Raw genomic sequence first — 15,973 nt, 5'->3', positions numbered from 1 at the left:
GAAAATAGAAGGAAAGCTATTTTTCTTTCCTTCTATCCATCTGTTTGCTATACGATTTTTGTTCTTCCTATATGTTTACTCTTCTTTTCGTAAATATTTTTCTACCTTCTGCAAATGCTCATCATAGGTTTTTGAGAAGTGGTTGACACCCTCTTTATCTGCTAGGAAGTAGAAATAATCTGTTTGACTTGGATTTAATGATGCCTCAATCGAAGTTTTACCTGCACCTGCTATTGGACCAGGTGGTAGACCTTTATTTTTGTAAGTGTTATAGGCATTATCCACTTCTAAATCTTCATATAGAACACGATCCTTGTGATCACCCAGTGCATAGAGCACGGTTGGGTCTGTTTGGAGTGGCATCCCTTCATTGATTCGATTATAGAAGACACTTGCAATAGTCTCTCGATCCGTTTGAGCAGTCGCTTCTTCTTCCAATAATGACGCAAATGTTAACAGCTGATGTACGGACATTTGTTTTTCAGCTAATACATCACTATAGTTCTTCACTACATTGTTCATGGCTGCTATCATCTCTTCTACAATCGCTTGTAAAGATGGTTTTTCTTCATAATAAGAATACGTAGCTGGATATAAATAGCCCTCTAAGTCATAGCGAATATTGTCAGCTAAAACAGCCTCTGTAACTAGCTCAGGATAATTAGCCATCATTTGCTGAACAAATGTGTCACTCGTCACAAGATCCATAAATTCTTTTTGTGTGTACGGTGTTTTCTTTTCAATCACTTTCCCAATTTGTTCAAGTGTTAAGCCTTCTGGGACTGTCATCGTAAAGACAGGCTTACGATATACCTTCCCTGTTTTCAAGCTTTCAATGAGTTCATCAAATGTCATTGCCTGTGTTAAATCATAATTTCCCGCTTGAAATTGTGATTCATTTTTAAATTTTGCATAGTATTTAAAAACACGTGCATCTTTTATGACACCTTTTTTCTCTAGTAGTGTTGAAATGGAGGACAAACTAGAGCCAATTGGTACTTCTACTGCAATTGTTTTCGTTGCATTAGGGTCTAATGGTTTTAAAGCACCTTTTACATAATTGTACCCAAATAAACCAACAACTCCAATTATTAGTACGAAAACAATGGCAATAATTGCGACGATTTTTCTCACCATTTTTACCTCAGATTTTCTTTCTTGCATTTTTGAAAACATTTCTTGTTTTTTTGAACCGTTATCCACGGGTTTCCCCCCTATCACTATTCAATATCATACTAGAAATCAACTTTCACGACAAACAGAAATCGACAATTCTGTAGAAATTACATATGTAAAAAATCTGCCAACAACTTTCGTTAGCAGATTTTTGAGGATTCTAGAAATAGTTTATCCTATAAAGTGTTTAATACTTCTTCTACAAATTCCCATTCTTCATCTGACTCAATCGGGTATAACTCTTCAATCTGGCCTTCATTTCCAGCTATATATTGGGCTGCAAAAATATCACGCTCATCAATCGGTTCATCTGTTGCTGGCACATATAATACATACGATTTACCGAATTGCTCAGATGAAAATGTATGAATGACTTCGCACACTTGATCTTTTCCTTCTTCGTCTGTCACAGTAATTAGCTGTGGTTCTTCTTCAAATTCATCAAGTAATGTTAACACCACTTCATTAATCATTTCCCATTCGGCATCTGTTTCAACAGGCTGTAAATTTGTCATCTCACCTGTATTGTCATCATAATCAAAAGTCATCGCGGAAAGGTCTCCTGGAATTTCTTGACCGGTTTCATCTAGAAGGGAAAATAACACATAGGACTTGTCCTCCGCATCAAAGGTAAAGACCACACGACACTGCTGTTCCTTACCATCTTTCCCAATGATCATAAATTCTTGCGTTTCTTCATTCATTCTGGTTCCTCCTTTATGACAATTTGATGTCATTTATTAAATCGTTTTTTTGAGGTTAGACACTTTAGAATAGCTTCTCCTATTTTTGAGCAAGTTTTCCCTGCATTTCTTCTCTACCTTTGAGCAGGTTCTCGATGTTTGGAGTGGTGCTTGGAACGGTTACACTCTATTTCTAAGCGAATCCACAAACTTTATGAACGTTTCCCAACAATTGTGGATAAAAATCACACATTTACAATGCATTCATTCTTCAATTTAACAATCCTTCTACATTAGAAAAGCTTCAATAAAAAAGGAACAAGGACTGCAAGCTGCGATCCTTGTTCCAAGCTTTGAGTTAGAAGATTAGTCTTCGTTTTCATCCTCTAAAGCGTTTAAAACGTCCTCTACCATATCCCACTCTGCTTCAGTTTCGATTGGTGTTAATTCACCATCTTCACCATTTTCAGATGGTACAAATGAAGATACAAAGATTTCAACTGAGCCATCTTCATCTTCCTCTGCGCCTACCATTGAGTAAAACACATATGATTTGCCAAACTCTGGAGATTCATGAACGTGAATCACTTCACAAAGCTGCTCGTTTCCGTTTTCGTCAATCACTGTAATGTGTTGAACATGTAATTCTTCTTCATGGTTATGCTCGTGTGCCATGCATAGTCACCTCATCAATTAATTTTTGCTATCTAAGTAGCCTTGTAAAATCATCACAGCTGCCATTTTATCAATGACCTGCTTGCGCTTTTTGCGACTCACGTCCGCTTCGATCAGCATACGTTCAGCAGCCATCGTCGTTAAACGTTCATCCCATAATTTGACCGGTAGTGAGAAATGCTCTTCTAATAGCTTTTTATAGTTCTCAGAAGCCTCTCCACGCGGTCCAACCGTATTATTCATGTTTTTTGGAAAACCTACAACAAATTCTGTTATAGTATATTCCTTTACTAGCTCAGCGATACGGTCAATACCGAACTCACCATTAGCTTCATCAATTTTTACGGTTTCAATACCTTGGGCGGTCCAACCAAGTGCATCACTTACAGCAACACCCACAGTTTTTGACCCAACGTCTAATCCCATAATTCTCATTTCTAGTCCTCGTTATTCTTTTTGATATAAAATTTAACAAGCTCCTCTAGAATTTCGTCACGCTCAAGCTTGCGAATTAAATTACGAGCATCCTGATGGCGAGGAATATACGCCGGATCACCAGAAAGTAAGTAACCAACAATCTGATTGATAGGGTTATATCCCTTTTCCTCTAATGAAGAATGAACTTTCAACATTACCTGCTTGACTTCCTGTTCCATTGATTCTTCTGGAAAATTAAATTTCATCGTTTGATCAAATGAACTCATGACCAGCACCTCGCTTTCAGAAATAAGGAGATGTGCAAACAAGCTCATCTCCAATTTCTCTTTATTATAACATGTTTTGGTGAATTAATTAAATGGATTTAACATAATCATACACAGAAAGTAGTGCTTCATCAAGTTTTGATGCATCTTTTGCACCTGCCATCGCCATATCTGGACGACCGCCACCTTTACCACCACATGCTTCCGCAACCATTTTCACAATATTCCCTGCATGGTAATTGCCACCAACTAATTCTTTTGAAACACCAGCACATAACATAACTTTTTCACCATCAACTGCTCCAAGAACAATGATTGCTTTTGGCATTTTTGCTTTCAGGTCATCCATCATTTGACGGAGTTGATTGTTATCCTTTGCTTCCACTTTTGTAGATAGCACTGTCACATCTCCAATTGTTTGAGCGGCATCAACAACTGCCCCTGCCTGTGCATTGGCGATTTTTTGAGATAATGCTTCGTTTTCACGTTGTAATTCTTTGTAGTCTGCTTGTAATGCCTGTACTTTTGTGACAATATCTTTAGCATTTGCTTTTAATAATGTCGCTGCATCATTTAATAATGCTTCTTCTTCTTTTACTGCTTCATAAGCAACTTTTCCTGTAACAGCTTCAATACGACGAGTACCTGCACCGATACCACCTTCTGAAACAATTTTAAAGAAGCCAATTTCAGAAGAGCGTTTAACATGGATACCACCACATAGCTCAATCGAATAATCTCCGATGGATACTACACGTACAACATCTCCATATTTTTCACCGAATAATGCCATAGCACCCATTGCTTTTGCTTCATCAATACCTTTTTCTTCAATAACGACCTCTATATCATCCCACACTTTTTCATTTACAATACGTTCAATTTGCTGTAATTCTTCTTTTGTAACTTGACCAAAGTGAGAGAAATCAAAACGTAAACGATCAGGTCCTACATATGATCCAGCTTGGTTCACATGATCACCTAGCACATCTTTTAATGCACGTTGCATAATATGTGTTGCCGTATGGTTTTTAATGATTAAATTACGGTCATCACGATTGACCACTGCTTGCACTGCATCTTCCACATGCATTTCCCCAGATTCAACTACTACTGTATGAAGCGGTTGACCATTCGGTGCTTTTTGAACATCTTTTACAACAGCCGTAAAGCTATCATTTGAAATAGTACCACTATCAGCAATTTGACCACCCATTTCAGCGTAGAATGGTGTCTTCGCTAAAATAACCAATGCTTCCTGACCTTCCGAAGCGACTTTCGCAACTTGACCATTGACGATCATTGCAGCGATTTCAGTATTAACACTTAACGTATCATAGCCAACAAATTCACTTGCAACCGTTAAGTTTGCTAATACTTCATTCTGTACTTGCATCGAATCAACATCTTGTCGTGCAGCACGCGCGCGTTCACGTTGCTCTTCCATCGCTGCCTCAAAACCTTCATGATCTACTTTCATGCCTACTTCCTCTGCATATTCTTCCGTTAGCTCGATTGGGAAACCATAAGTATCATATAAACGGAAAGCATCTGCTCCTGGGATGTAATCATGACCAGCTGCTTTTTGAGATTCCACTACTTCATTAAAGATAGCTAAACCACCATCTAATGTTTCGTGGAAACGAATTTCTTCATTTTTAATGACACGTTGAATAAATTCGCATTTCTCTGTAACTTCTGGATAGAAGTCTTCCATAATTTTACCCACAGTTGGTACAAGTTCAAACATAAATGGTTTTTCAATACCAATTTGTTTAGCATAGCGAACGGCACGACGTAGTAAGCGACGTAATACATAGCCACGGCCTTCATTTGAAGGCAGGGCACCATCGCCTATAGCAAATGCTACTGTACGGATATGGTCTGCAATCACTTTAAATGGTGTATTAATATCTTCATCTGAGCCAAAGATTTCATTTAAGTCTACTTCGCCAGGTCGTTTATATTTACGATTGGCAAACTCCTCAATTTTTTCAATAATTGGCATAAATAAATCAGTATCAAAGTTTGTTGGTACATTTTGCACGACGGACACAATACGCTCTAAGCCCATACCTGTATCAATATTTTGCTTTGGTAGTGGCGTGTAAGTGCCATCAGGATTATGGTTAAATTGAGAGAACACAAGGTTCCAAATTTCTAGGTAACGCTCATTTTCTCCTCCTGGATACATTTCAGGGTCATTTTCATCTGAGCCGTATTCTACGCCGCGATCATAAAAAATCTCTGAGTTCGGACCAGATGGGCCTTCTCCTATATCCCAGAAGTTCCCTTCTAAACGAATTAAACGTTCTTCTGGAATACCAATTTCCTGATGCCAAACATCATATGCTTCCTGGTCTTCTGGGTGAATCGTGATGGATAATAACGCTGGATCAAAGCCCATCCATTTTTTATCTGTTAAAAACTCCCAAGCATAATGAATTGCTTCTTTTTTAAAGTAGTCACCAATAGAGAAGTTTCCTAACATTTCAAAGAATGTATGGTGTCGAGCTGTTTTCCCAACGTTTTCAATATCGTTGGTACGAATCGATTTTTGTGCATTTGTAATACGTGGATTATCAGGGATAATACGGCCATCAAAATATGGTTTCAAAGTTGCAACACCTGAGTTGATCCAAAGAAGTGATGGATCATTTATTGGCACAAGTGGTGCTGATGGCTCATGATGATGCCCCTTTTCTTTAAAAAATTCCAAATACATACGGCGAATATCTACTGCTTTCATTGGATAAATTCCTCCTATTTTATATTGTAAAATCACGATACGAATCCTGCGATTTACCGAAGAAAATAAAAAAAGCCCTCATCCCCAAAAAGGGACGAGGACTTGTCATTAGTCTCGCGGTACCACCCTAGTTGTAAGTAAAAACCTTACTTACCTCTTTAGCACTTGTAACGTCAGTGAACGGCAGGGATTAGCTGCACTCTGGAGTAGCTTTCGGCATTTGCTGTTGTGAGGATTTTTTCAGCCTAGAAATCCCTTTCTTGTGCACACACAAATACGTACTTTTTCCATCATCGTTTTTACTTTTTCTATCGAAAATTATAAAAAAAATCTATTGCGCTGTCAATTAGTACTAGTCTGACTAACACTAACTAAGCAATCATTTTTTTGAAATATATCCACATACCCCATGTAAAGATAACTAAGAAAGCGCTAATTGCAATAGTTGTATAAGGGGTATCTTGATAAGGTAAAGGCACATTCATTCCAAAAAAACTAGTAATTACTGATAGTGGTAACATAATTGTCGAAATGACCGTTAATAAATTCAGCTTTTCAATGGATTTCCCACTGATAATTGAAAAATACGTATCAAGCGTGCTGTTCACTAAATCGCGATATGTCTCTGTGGAGTCGACAATACGCTCTAGATGGTCATTCAAATCTTTATAGAATGGAATATTTTCTTCTTGAATATCAAATTTCCACTGGCCATTGATTGTAGAAAAAATTCTTCTTTGTGGCATAATGGCCTGACGAATTAAAATAATTGTCCGCTTCAATGCAAGAAATTCCTCTGTCACCACTTTTGGTTGATAATCATAAATTTCTTCTTCTAGTTCATCTATACGTGCGCGAATTCGTTCTAATACTGGGAAGTATTCGTCTGTAATACCGTCAATAATTGTATGCAATAAAAAATCATTACCCTTTTCCAAAAATCTTGGGCTATTGACACAAACATTTTCCATTTTTCCTAGCCATTGCAACTTTTGTTTATGCACAGTCACAATATAGTTTGGTCCCATAAAAATATTTAACTCAACGGTTGTAATTTCATTGTTACTTTTCTCATTATAAATTGGTGCATGGAGCACAAAAAATTTATAATCACCATAACTATCCATTTTTGGACGTGAGCCTTCATGTAAGCAATCTTCAACTGCTAGTGGATGAAAGCCAAATACATCAGCTATATTATTCAATTCATTATAACTATAGGCATATAAATCTACCCATAATAAATCTTCGTTATGAATAGGGAGTTGTAAATCAATCATATTGAAATCATGTTGGACTGTCTTGCTGCTGCTATTATAATAGTGGATTTTAATCATTGCATTTCACCTCGTGTTTGTTATTGAGGGAAACAAAAGGTCATCCTTAATCACCCTTTGTCTGCATCGGTGATCAGAAATCGATGACTTTTTATGTGTTTCCCTTTGCCTAAATGATACTTATTCGGTTCAGGACTACTATCCATTTCTCATCACCTTCCTTCCATAACAAAAACACGCCTTCTACGAATGAAGGCGTGTTGAATACACATATCAAAAAAATAGCAATAAAATACATTGCATGCTTGTTACCTTCAAACGTTGAGTTTTAGCACTATGCGGCATAGGAATATGTCCAGCTACGTTAAAAAACACCTTATTTCGATGATTTCTGTTGACCCATTGGCGTCTCTCGACATTTTTGGGTAGTAGCGTATCTCCAGCATAGGAGCCTCACCTAACGAAGGGAGTCTTATTTTTTTATTCCTGTAAATGATAACGGATAGTTTCACAACTGTCAAACTTTCTATCAATCATTTTTCAAAAAGTCTTCCACTCTTTGCACTAAATGCTCTCTTTGATAAGATTGATAGAGTAAGCTAGATAAACGTACAGGATCACCAAAAAAAAAGCGTTCATACAATGTCTGTCTTGTGCCAAAACTACTCATTGTTAAATCCCAAGCTAAACGAAATTTCTTTACTCGCTCTTCCCCTTTGTCTTGAAATGATTGCAGATAATGATCAAGATCCCCATCATCCGTTGCAAAAGCTTTTGCACTCGGTATGGACATTAATCCACTTGCTCCCAGTTGCTGGATGATATCTGTAAAGGTAGGATATACTTTCGGGAAGATATGAATAGCGACCTGTAATGTGGATTGGTCTGGTCTGATAAAGCCAAAGGAATCCCTTTGTGCCTCAATTTCTGATTTTAATTGCAATGCTTTCATCGTTTCTAATGCTACGATGACATCTACCACTTTTTGATGGACATGTTGGTAATCCCCAATATTTATGGAATCCACAATCATTTGTACAACCCCTAGGATGAATTCCGTCTTAGCAATTTGACGTGACAGCACATGATGCAAAGTATACGCTTGGAAGCCACTAACATTCATAAATTGATTGGCCACTTCAACATTTTCGTAATAAAATACTCGTTCCCACGGGACAACTACATCCTCAAACACAACGATTGCATCCATTTCTTCAAAACGTGCACTTAACGGATAATCAAAGGTAGAATCTCCCCCTACAAATGATTGCCGACATAAAAACTTTAAGCCTTTCGTGTTACTTGGAATAGAAAACCCGAAACCTTTTCCTTCATCATAGCCATTTGTTGATAAAACAAGAAGCTCATCTGTTATGCCACCCTGTGTCGCTAGTAATCTTGCCCCTTTAATGACTAAGCCCTCACTTGTTTTCCCAATGATTTTAGCTGCAATGGTTACTTCTTCATCCTCATAGTAAAAGCGCTTGCGATTTACCTGTGGTTCGATAAAGGTATGTGTCATCGTAATATCATTCTCGCGAGCATACTCATAGAACTTCAGCAAATGCTCTGGGAAACAATTTGGCTTCTCTTTTAAAAAATCTGACGCTGATGCAAGGGCCATTAATGTTGTATTCATATAATCAGGGCTTCTCCCCATAAAGCCTTGAGAAGATAATGCCCATTCCCTTGCCGCTTGGCGCCTCTTCACAAGATCTTCTGGCGTCAATACTTGAAGAAATGACATGCCAACTTTCTGTTTACTAGTTGGCGATTCATAGGTCATTTTTTCAAGAAGTGCCTCTTGATGTTGTAAATCAAAAAGTTTCGCTTGACTCTGGATAATTCCTTTAAAGGCAGGATGTTCTGACACCTTTCCTGTCACGACTTTCCCATCTATCGAAATATACGTTTTTAAAGCATCAATTCGTTCAATATACTGTTGCCCTGTCATTATTGGCATGCTGTCACCCCTATACATTCCCTATGTTTTTGTACTCATCTAGTATATGAAATGTCCAAATATTAGGTGACGATACATCAATTAGAAAAACCCGATTAGACAGTCTAATCGGGAATATATATTTTATTCATCCAAAAAATCATATGGAGAGACATCATTCATACCAATCATTGGATGAATATAAGGGGCTGTTTCTACTGTTAGCTTTTGTTCAACGGAAACAGGCTCCTGCATCCCTTCATTATCTACTGGCACTGCCTCGACTTCCACAAGTTCTTCCTCAATTTCCATTGGGTTAAGTCTTGCACGTAAAGAGGTGAAACGCTGAAGGTCATCTGTACGTTGTAAACCATCCGCAAGCACATCTGGTTCACCACATAAAATCAAAAAGTTTTTAGCACGTGTAATACCTGTGTATAAAAGATTACGCCGTAACATTTTGGAATACCCTCTAACCACTGGCATAATGACCGTTTGAAACTCAGAGCCCTGTGATTTATGGATGGAGCAACAATAAGCTAGTGTCAATTGATTGAGGTCGCTTCGTTGATAGGTCACTTCAATGCCATCAAAGGATACGATCAGTAAATCTTGTTTTTCGATCGTCTCTTTCGCCTTAATAATACTAATAACCTCACCCATATCTCCATTAAAGACATTGCTTTCAGGTTGATTGACAAGCTGAAGAACTTTATCCTTTATTCGATAGGTGACATCCCCAAAGACTAGCTCTTTTCGTGTGCCAGTATCATTTGGGTTAATAAGCTCTTGAATCATTTTATTTAAATTATCTATACCAGCTGGTCCTTTATACATGGGCGCCAACACTTGAATATTACGGATTTCCTGGCCCTTTGCGACAGCACTTTTGACAACTTGAGTAACAACGTTGGCAACTTGGTCTGCTGAAGCCTTAATAAACGAACGATCAGAGGTTTTAGCTGTTAACTCTTGTGGAATCGTTCCTTTTTTTATTTGATGCGCAAGTTCAATAATCGTTGAGCCTTCTGCTTGTCGATAAACATCTGTTAGCTCGACAGTTGGTAGCTGCTTGGATGCTAATAAATCCTTTAACACCTGTCCTGGACCTACTGGTGGAAGCTGATCCTGATCTCCAACAAAGACAACTTGAACATCTTCATGTAAAGCTTTTAATAATTGATGGGCAAGCCATGTATCAACCATTGACATTTCATCCACGATAATCAGCTTACCTGTTACTTCCCGCTCTGTTTCTTCCTCTTTTTCTTGCCCTGTAAAACCGAGCAGTCGATGGATGGTCATCGCAGGAAGCTCTGTTGATTCGGCTAATCGTTTAGCAGCACGTCCAGTCGGCGCACAAAGAATAATCGGAAAAGGCTCCTCTTTTTGAGCATACTCTTTTGGATTTAAGGATAGCCCATGAAGCTTTGCATAAACTTCTACGACTCCCCGTACAACAGTGGTTTTCCCCGTACCAGGACCACCCGTTAAAATCATAACAGCTGAATTTAAAGCCTGTTCGATGGCATTCGCTTGTGTTTCTGCATAGGTAACATTGAGTAGCTCCTCTGTTTCTCCAATGGCTTTTCGAATTTCATCTTTACTAAAATGTTCAGCCTTATTATTCCGCTCGATAAGCGATAAGATTTTCGATGCAATCCCTACCTCCGAAAAATAGAGAGATGGCAAATATAACCTTGTCTCTTCACCACAAATTTTGCCTTCTTCACGGAGTCCGATACAGGCTTGAGAAATATCCTCGAATGGTATCTCCTGTCGTTGGCTTTGTTCAAGCATTTCCTTAACGAGCGGTAAAACCTGTTCTGCATCTAGATAAACATGTCCATCCGATAAAGCTGCTGTATTTAAAATATGTAAAATCGCTGCTTTGACACGATCAGGATGTTTACCAGTTATACCTAATTTCGCACCTAGCTCGTCGGCTCGAAAGAAACCCACTCCTTCCACATCTTCAATCAAGCGGTATGGATTTTCTGTCAGTAATTCAATGGCTTCTGTTCGATAGGTTTGATAAATCTTCATCCCAAGCTGTGGACCAAATCCCCACTCATTCAATTGAATCATGACCCGCTCTAAGCCTAAGTTTTGCTCAATGGTGCGGTGAATGACTTCTTTTTTTTCAGCGGATAGACGCGGAACAGCATCGAGGGCACTAGGATCTTCTAAAATAACACGGAGTGCATTAGCACCTAGTTTTTCAACAATCGTTTCAGCTGTTTTTTTCCCGATCCCTACGAAGAGGTCACTAGATAAATAATGAATAATTCCTTGCTCAGTTGCAGGTACCTCTTTTGTAAATGTCTCAATTTGAAATTGAGCACCGTATTTAGGATGCTGTTTTAAAATACCAGTAAATCGATATTGTTCATCCATTTGTAGTGGGGGAAAATAACCAACAACAATAATCTCTTTATCTTCATATTGCAAATTCGTCTCTTGAATTTTCACACGTACAATCGAATACATATTTTGCGCATTATGAAAGATAGAGACGATCGGACGTCCGAGTATAAAAAATTTATTGAGTTCAAATAAATCTAAATGATCTGTCATGTTCGGTCCGTCCTTTCTTATAGTTTTCAATCTTTTTATTTTACCATAGCCACATGAAAATATCGCAGACAAAAATATATCCACTTTGTTATTTTTACATTATTTTGACAAATGACAATTCTCTGCCTTTATCCTCCGTTCCATGCTATGATTAATATGAATTAGTTGCACGGAAGGATTGTGAAATTATTGGAATTTAGACCTTGCATCGATTTACACGATGGCAAAGTAAAGCAAATTGTAGGTAGCACTTTGGGATATACAAATCAAGCAGTTGTAGAAAACTTTATTTCTCAACATGACGCTAGCCACTATGCACAAATGTTTGCCCAAGATCGTTTAACAGGTGGACACGTTATTATGCTAGGCTCTGGTAATGAAGAAGCTGCCCTATCCGCTTTAACAGCCTATCCTCAAGGCTTGCAAATAGGTGGCGGCATTACGGCTGACAATGCTCAAAAGTATATTGACGCAGGCGCTTCGCATGTCATTGTCACATCCTATATTTTTCATGATGGTCAGCTCGATTTAGCGCGTTTAAAGCGCTTAAATCAATTAATTGGTAAAGAACACCTTGTTATCGATCTCAGTTGTAAGATGCGTGACGGAAAGTGGTTTGTCATGACAGATAAATGGACTACATTTAGTCATTTCGAAGTCAATGCTGCGTCGATTGCCTATATTGAAGACTTTTGTGATGAGCTGTTAATACATGCTGTCGATGTTGAAGGAAAAAAGGGTGGTATGCAGGAAAGCTTGGTACAGGATTTAGCTGCCTGGACATCTATTCCAACTACCTATGCAGGTGGCGTTCGTTCAATCGAAGACTTAGAAAAATTTAATCAATTAGCCCACGGAAAACTTCATGTAACCATTGGAAGTGCGCTCTCAATTTTTGGTGGCGATTTACCTTATACAGATGTAGTCGAATATTGTAAAAAAGGCGGGATCTTGTGAAGCTCATTTATAAAGATTATGTTTTTCCATTTCAAGAAACTAATTTAGAGAGAATCATAGATGGTAAGTATTTTAAAGTGAATAAAAAGGATCATTCTCTTGCAATTCATGTACAACTTGACAACGAACAAATGTTATTGGAATTTTCAAAATCACTAAAGGCAACATGTGGGTTCTTACGCGATCAAGAAACAGAGCCTTATATTGGAACCTATATTGATTTACAAATTTTCGTTGATGAGTTTAATAAGCGCTATAACTTAAATGCTGAAATTATTAGTTAAAACAAGGGGACAAATGGTTCCCTTTGTTTAACCTCAAACCCTCTTCTGCATTTCTTCCTTGCCCCTATTTCTGAAACCTTTTCATTGTCATGTGAGTTATATATTGTATAGCATAAACCACAGGGGGCTTTCATGACTAAACTACATATTTTTTTCCTACCTTATTTTTATGCTTTCCGCTCTTCTTATAGAGATGATCACCGTGATCCCCTATGGTGTAGGCTTTCATAGTGGATACAGAACATGGTGGATAACTTTTGGTCCGTTTAATTTTTATATAGCTCGTATTAGTTTGCCTATATTAATTGTTTATTTATGGAAGCTTTCAATCAATAAAAATTTATCATTGACGATAGGATTGAAGTTCCTCATAGAAGGTATATTATTAATGAATCAGATGCAGGGCAAATCATTACGTTTGCTTGTGCATCAAACATTCTTTTATGGAGAGCTATAGAAAATTCCATTTGGAAGTATCTCGTTGCCCATCACAGCTATACAAAAAATAAAAATCGAATAAACCGTAAAAGAAAGGATTTACAAACGATGAAAACTGAACTAGAAGTAAACACTTTAAAATCTTTTCAAACTGAATTAACACGCTTCTTTTTAGCTTACAAATTTGCTCTACAGGAAGTGGAAACGAAAATTAATATATTACAAGAAGAATTTAAGTTAATTCATGAATATAATCCAATTGAGCATGTTTCTACACGTGTAAAATCACCTAAAAGTATTTTAACGAAGATGATGAAAAAAGAGCTTCCTCCATCAATAGAGGCCGTGCGTGAAAATATCCGCGATATAGCTGGTGCTCGCATCACCTGTTCCTTTGTGGAGGATATTTACAAGGTAAGTGCCATGTTACAAGCACAGCATGACATGGAAGTTGTTGAGGTGAAGGATTATATAGCCAATCCAAAAGAAAATGGCTACCAAAGCTTACATCTTATTATTAAAATTCCTATCTTTATGTCAGACCATATGGAAAAGGTCTATACAGAGATCCAAATTCGTACAATTGCAATGGATTTCTGGGCAAGCTTAGAACACAAAATTTATTATAAGTATAACAAAGAAGTACCTGAGCATATTCGACATGAATTAAAGGAAGCCGCACTACAAGCAGCTGAATTAGATCGAAAAATGGAGCGACTGAATAAGGAAATCAATATTTTAAAAGAAAATGAAGCCGAGCCTTCATTGCTAGACAGTACCCCCATCGCACATTTAGCGAAATACTTAACGGAACTACCTGGCAATCAAATAATTGATGACACTCTATTCAAAAAGTAAATTTATTCTATGGTTTAGTTGTCAAATGAAAAACCCACCTCACACGCTGCTTGATCACAGAATGTGAGGTGGATTTTACTTTTTATTCACTATTGCGCTTTCCTTGTAGATTTCGTTGCTACAAAAAAGGAGAAAATAAGAGCACCAATAGCAAAAATAAAGGTAGCTATATATACATAACTGACGCCATTCGCAATAGTATCCTTTAAAAAGCTTACTTCTTCTAATTTAAACCCACCTTTTGCAAATTCACCATTTAATTGAATTTCACCTTTTCCTAATGAAGCCATTTTTTCACTCGTTGCCAGGTTGAAAATCATACCAAATAGCGCTGCACCAATCGCTTGGCTAAATGTATTTGTAAAAGAGTTCAAACCAATTGAAATACCAAGTTGCTTTGGATCTGCCACCTTTTGTATGGAAATCATCAACATCGGCATAATAAAGCCCATCCCTAGCCCTATTAACGATGATGCGAAATAAACGCTGAAATCACTAGAATCTGAAGATAGTCTTGCCAACAATAGTGTACCCGTAACAAGTAAAATCGTACCCATTTGGATAATGCGTTTATTTGTTAAACGACCGATTAAATAACCTGCCATAATCGAGTTCACCGTCCAAAAAATAGACATTGGTGTTAATAATAAACCAGCCTGCGTTGCATTTTTGCCTAAAACACTTTGAGCAAATATAGGAATATAAACGGTTACACCAATGACAATAGACATACCGCTTAAAGTTAATGCATTAATGACCATTAGTCGTCCATTTTTAAACAGTGTTAACGGAATAATTGGCTCCTCTGCTCGTAACTCCACCCAGATAAAAATACTTAAGAATACAAGAGCAACACCATACATTAGCAGCGATTGACCTGATAACCAGGTTTGTGTTTTACTGTTTTCGATAATAACAAACAGTAACGCAACCATGCCAATTGTAAAAAACACTGCACCTAGGTAGTCAATTTTACGCTTCACTGCCTCTAGTTGTTCTTTATAATGTTTAGCAATTAAATAAATAGAGGCTAAACCAAACGGTACATTAATGAAGAAAATAAAATGCCAAGATACTTGGTCAACTATAAAGCCTCCAAATAACGGACCTACTACACCAGAAACGCCCCATACCATACTTAAATAGCTTTGTCCTTTGGCACGCTCTTTTTCAGTCTTAAACAATTCACCAACCATTGTTAATGTAATCGGTAAAATTGAACCTGCGCCAATACCTTGAATTGCTCGAAAAACAATTAATTGCTCCATGGATTGAGCTAAACCACATAACATAGAACCTACTAAAAAAATAATGATACCAGTAATAATCATCCGTTTACGACCAAATAAATCGGCTAATTTACCAAAAATAATCGCCGCTATGGCTGAAGCTAGTAAATAAGCAGAATAAATCCAGCTTATTAAGTCTACACCTAATAAATCAGCCGTAATACTCGGAATAGCAGTACTAACAATAGTTCCCTCAATTGCAGCAAGTGCTGTTACAAGTAATAGTGCAATAAAAACTTTATTCATTCTGTCACCTTTTCCTTTCCTGCATGACATACATTACCAAGTTTGAACTAGAATTAAAAGAGAAAGAGATTCAATTTATGAAAAAATAAACAATTTTTTCTGTATTACTAGATAAAAT

General features: G+C 37.4%; 13 protein-coding genes, 1 riboswitch and 1 other annotated feature. Of the genes, 3 read left to right on the top strand and 10 right to left on the bottom strand.

From position 1 onward, the window contains the following. Window positions 1-75: 75 nt before the first annotated feature. The 9 genes from mltG to AAJG31_RS21160 form a co-directional block, all read right to left on the bottom strand. Entirely contained in the window at window positions 76-1,203 is a 1,128-nt protein-coding gene (gene mltG, locus AAJG31_RS21200) for an endolytic transglycosylase MltG (RefSeq protein ID WP_048392143.1), read from the bottom strand. A 149-nt stretch (window positions 1,204-1,352) separates the two neighbouring features. Beyond that, window positions 1,353-1,880 (bottom strand): DUF1292 domain-containing protein, encoded by a 528-nt coding sequence (locus AAJG31_RS21195; RefSeq protein WP_048392142.1) that lies wholly within the window; start codon window positions 1,878-1,880, stop codon window positions 1,353-1,355. Window positions 1,881-2,225: 345 nt separating this feature from the next. Continuing rightward, window positions 2,226-2,534, bottom strand: a complete 309-nt coding sequence (locus AAJG31_RS21190; RefSeq protein WP_004226842.1) for a DUF1292 domain-containing protein — start codon at window positions 2,532-2,534, stop codon at window positions 2,226-2,228. An 18-nt stretch (window positions 2,535-2,552) separates the two neighbouring features. Next, a complete protein-coding gene (gene ruvX / locus AAJG31_RS21185) occupies window positions 2,553-2,969 on the bottom strand; it encodes a Holliday junction resolvase RuvX (RefSeq protein WP_004226840.1) in 417 nt (138 codons plus the stop codon). Window positions 2,970-2,971: 2 nt separating this feature from the next. Continuing rightward, window positions 2,972-3,238 carry an IreB family regulatory phosphoprotein gene (locus AAJG31_RS21180; RefSeq protein ID WP_004226839.1) on the bottom strand — a complete coding sequence of 89 codons (267 nt, stop codon included), beginning with the start codon at window positions 3,236-3,238 and terminating at the stop codon, window positions 2,972-2,974. Window positions 3,239-3,326: 88 nt separating this feature from the next. Then, window positions 3,327-5,987 carry an alanine--tRNA ligase gene (gene alaS, locus AAJG31_RS21175; RefSeq protein WP_279495614.1) on the bottom strand — a complete coding sequence of 887 codons (2,661 nt, stop codon included), beginning with the start codon at window positions 5,985-5,987 and terminating at the stop codon, window positions 3,327-3,329. An 87-nt stretch (window positions 5,988-6,074) separates the two neighbouring features. Continuing rightward, window positions 6,075-6,290, bottom strand: a binding site (T-box leader). Window positions 6,291-6,358: 68 nt separating this feature from the next. After that, window positions 6,359-7,324 (bottom strand): magnesium/cobalt transporter CorA, encoded by a 966-nt coding sequence (gene corA / locus AAJG31_RS21170; RefSeq protein ID WP_279495615.1) that lies wholly within the window; start codon window positions 7,322-7,324, stop codon window positions 6,359-6,361. Between the two features lie 246 nt (window positions 7,325-7,570). Continuing rightward, window positions 7,571-7,736: riboswitch (M-box (ykoK) riboswitch) on the bottom strand. 57 nt (window positions 7,737-7,793) lie between these two features. After that, complete coding sequence (gene hpaB / locus AAJG31_RS21165) at window positions 7,794-9,227, bottom strand: 4-hydroxyphenylacetate 3-monooxygenase, oxygenase component (protein WP_115674135.1); 1,434 nt, start codon at window positions 9,225-9,227, stop codon at window positions 7,794-7,796. A gap of 123 nt (window positions 9,228-9,350) precedes the next feature. After that, the gene (locus AAJG31_RS21160; protein WP_131520513.1) at window positions 9,351-11,783 is read right to left on the bottom strand and encodes an ATP-dependent RecD-like DNA helicase; all 2,433 of its coding nucleotides are present in this window, start codon (window positions 11,781-11,783) and stop codon (window positions 9,351-9,353) included. A gap of 189 nt (window positions 11,784-11,972) precedes the next feature. On the opposite strand from AAJG31_RS21160, the gene hisA reads away from it, so the two are divergent. From hisA to AAJG31_RS21145, 3 genes are all read left to right on the top strand, one after another. Further along, window positions 11,973-12,740 carry a phosphoribosylformimino-5-aminoimidazole carboxamide ribotide isomerase gene (gene hisA, locus AAJG31_RS21155; protein WP_048392137.1) on the top strand — a complete coding sequence of 256 codons (768 nt, stop codon included), beginning with the start codon at window positions 11,973-11,975 and terminating at the stop codon, window positions 12,738-12,740. Then, complete coding sequence (locus AAJG31_RS21150) at window positions 12,737-13,024, top strand: hypothetical protein (RefSeq protein WP_048392136.1); 288 nt, start codon at window positions 12,737-12,739, stop codon at window positions 13,022-13,024. The genes hisA and AAJG31_RS21150 overlap by 4 nt, the downstream gene beginning before the upstream one ends. A 546-nt stretch (window positions 13,025-13,570) precedes the next feature. After that, complete coding sequence (locus AAJG31_RS21145; RefSeq protein WP_048392669.1) at window positions 13,571-14,320, top strand: GTP pyrophosphokinase family protein; 750 nt, start codon at window positions 13,571-13,573, stop codon at window positions 14,318-14,320. Between the two features lie 89 nt (window positions 14,321-14,409). Here AAJG31_RS21145 and AAJG31_RS21140 read toward each other — a convergent pair whose 3' ends face one another. Further along, window positions 14,410-15,855: an MDR family MFS transporter gene (locus AAJG31_RS21140; protein ID WP_066036483.1), complete on the bottom strand. Its 1,446-nt coding sequence runs from the start codon at window positions 15,853-15,855 to the stop codon at window positions 14,410-14,412. Between the last annotated feature and the right edge of the window lie 118 nt (window positions 15,856-15,973).

It is taken from the genome of Lysinibacillus sp. BS3 (assembly GCF_039614735.1).
In the GTDB taxonomy this organism is placed as follows: Bacteria; Bacillota; Bacilli; order Bacillales_A; family Planococcaceae; genus Lysinibacillus; species Lysinibacillus capsici.
The sequence above is the reverse complement of the archived record's forward strand: the minus strand, read 5'-3'. Positions and strand labels throughout refer to the sequence as shown.

Excerpts from the sequence above, each read along its gene's own strand:
- AAJG31_RS21195 (WP_048392142.1), bottom strand. The coding sequence starts at position 1,880 with ATGAATGAAGAAACGCAAGAATTTATGATCATTGGGAAAGATGGTAAG.
- AAJG31_RS21190 (WP_004226842.1), bottom strand. The coding sequence starts at position 2,534 with ATGGCACACGAGCATAACCATGAAGAAGAATTACATGTTCAACACATT.
- ruvX (WP_004226840.1), bottom strand. The coding sequence starts at position 2,969 with ATGAGAATTATGGGATTAGACGTTGGGTCAAAAACTGTGGGTGTTGCT.
- AAJG31_RS21180 (WP_004226839.1), bottom strand. The coding sequence starts at position 3,238 with ATGAGTTCATTTGATCAAACGATGAAATTTAATTTTCCAGAAGAATCA.
- alaS (WP_279495614.1), bottom strand. The coding sequence starts at position 5,987 with ATGAAAGCAGTAGATATTCGCCGTATGTATTTGGAATTTTTTAAAGAA.
- corA (WP_279495615.1), bottom strand. The coding sequence starts at position 7,324 with ATGATTAAAATCCACTATTATAATAGCAGCAGCAAGACAGTCCAACAT.
- hpaB (WP_115674135.1), bottom strand. The coding sequence starts at position 9,227 with ATGCCAATAATGACAGGGCAACAGTATATTGAACGAATTGATGCTTTA.
- AAJG31_RS21160 (WP_131520513.1), bottom strand. The coding sequence starts at position 11,783 with ATGACAGATCATTTAGATTTATTTGAACTCAATAAATTTTTTATACTC.
- AAJG31_RS21145 (WP_048392669.1), top strand. The coding sequence starts at position 13,571 with ATGAAAACTGAACTAGAAGTAAACACTTTAAAATCTTTTCAAACTGAA.
- AAJG31_RS21140 (WP_066036483.1), bottom strand. The coding sequence starts at position 15,855 with ATGAATAAAGTTTTTATTGCACTATTACTTGTAACAGCACTTGCTGCA.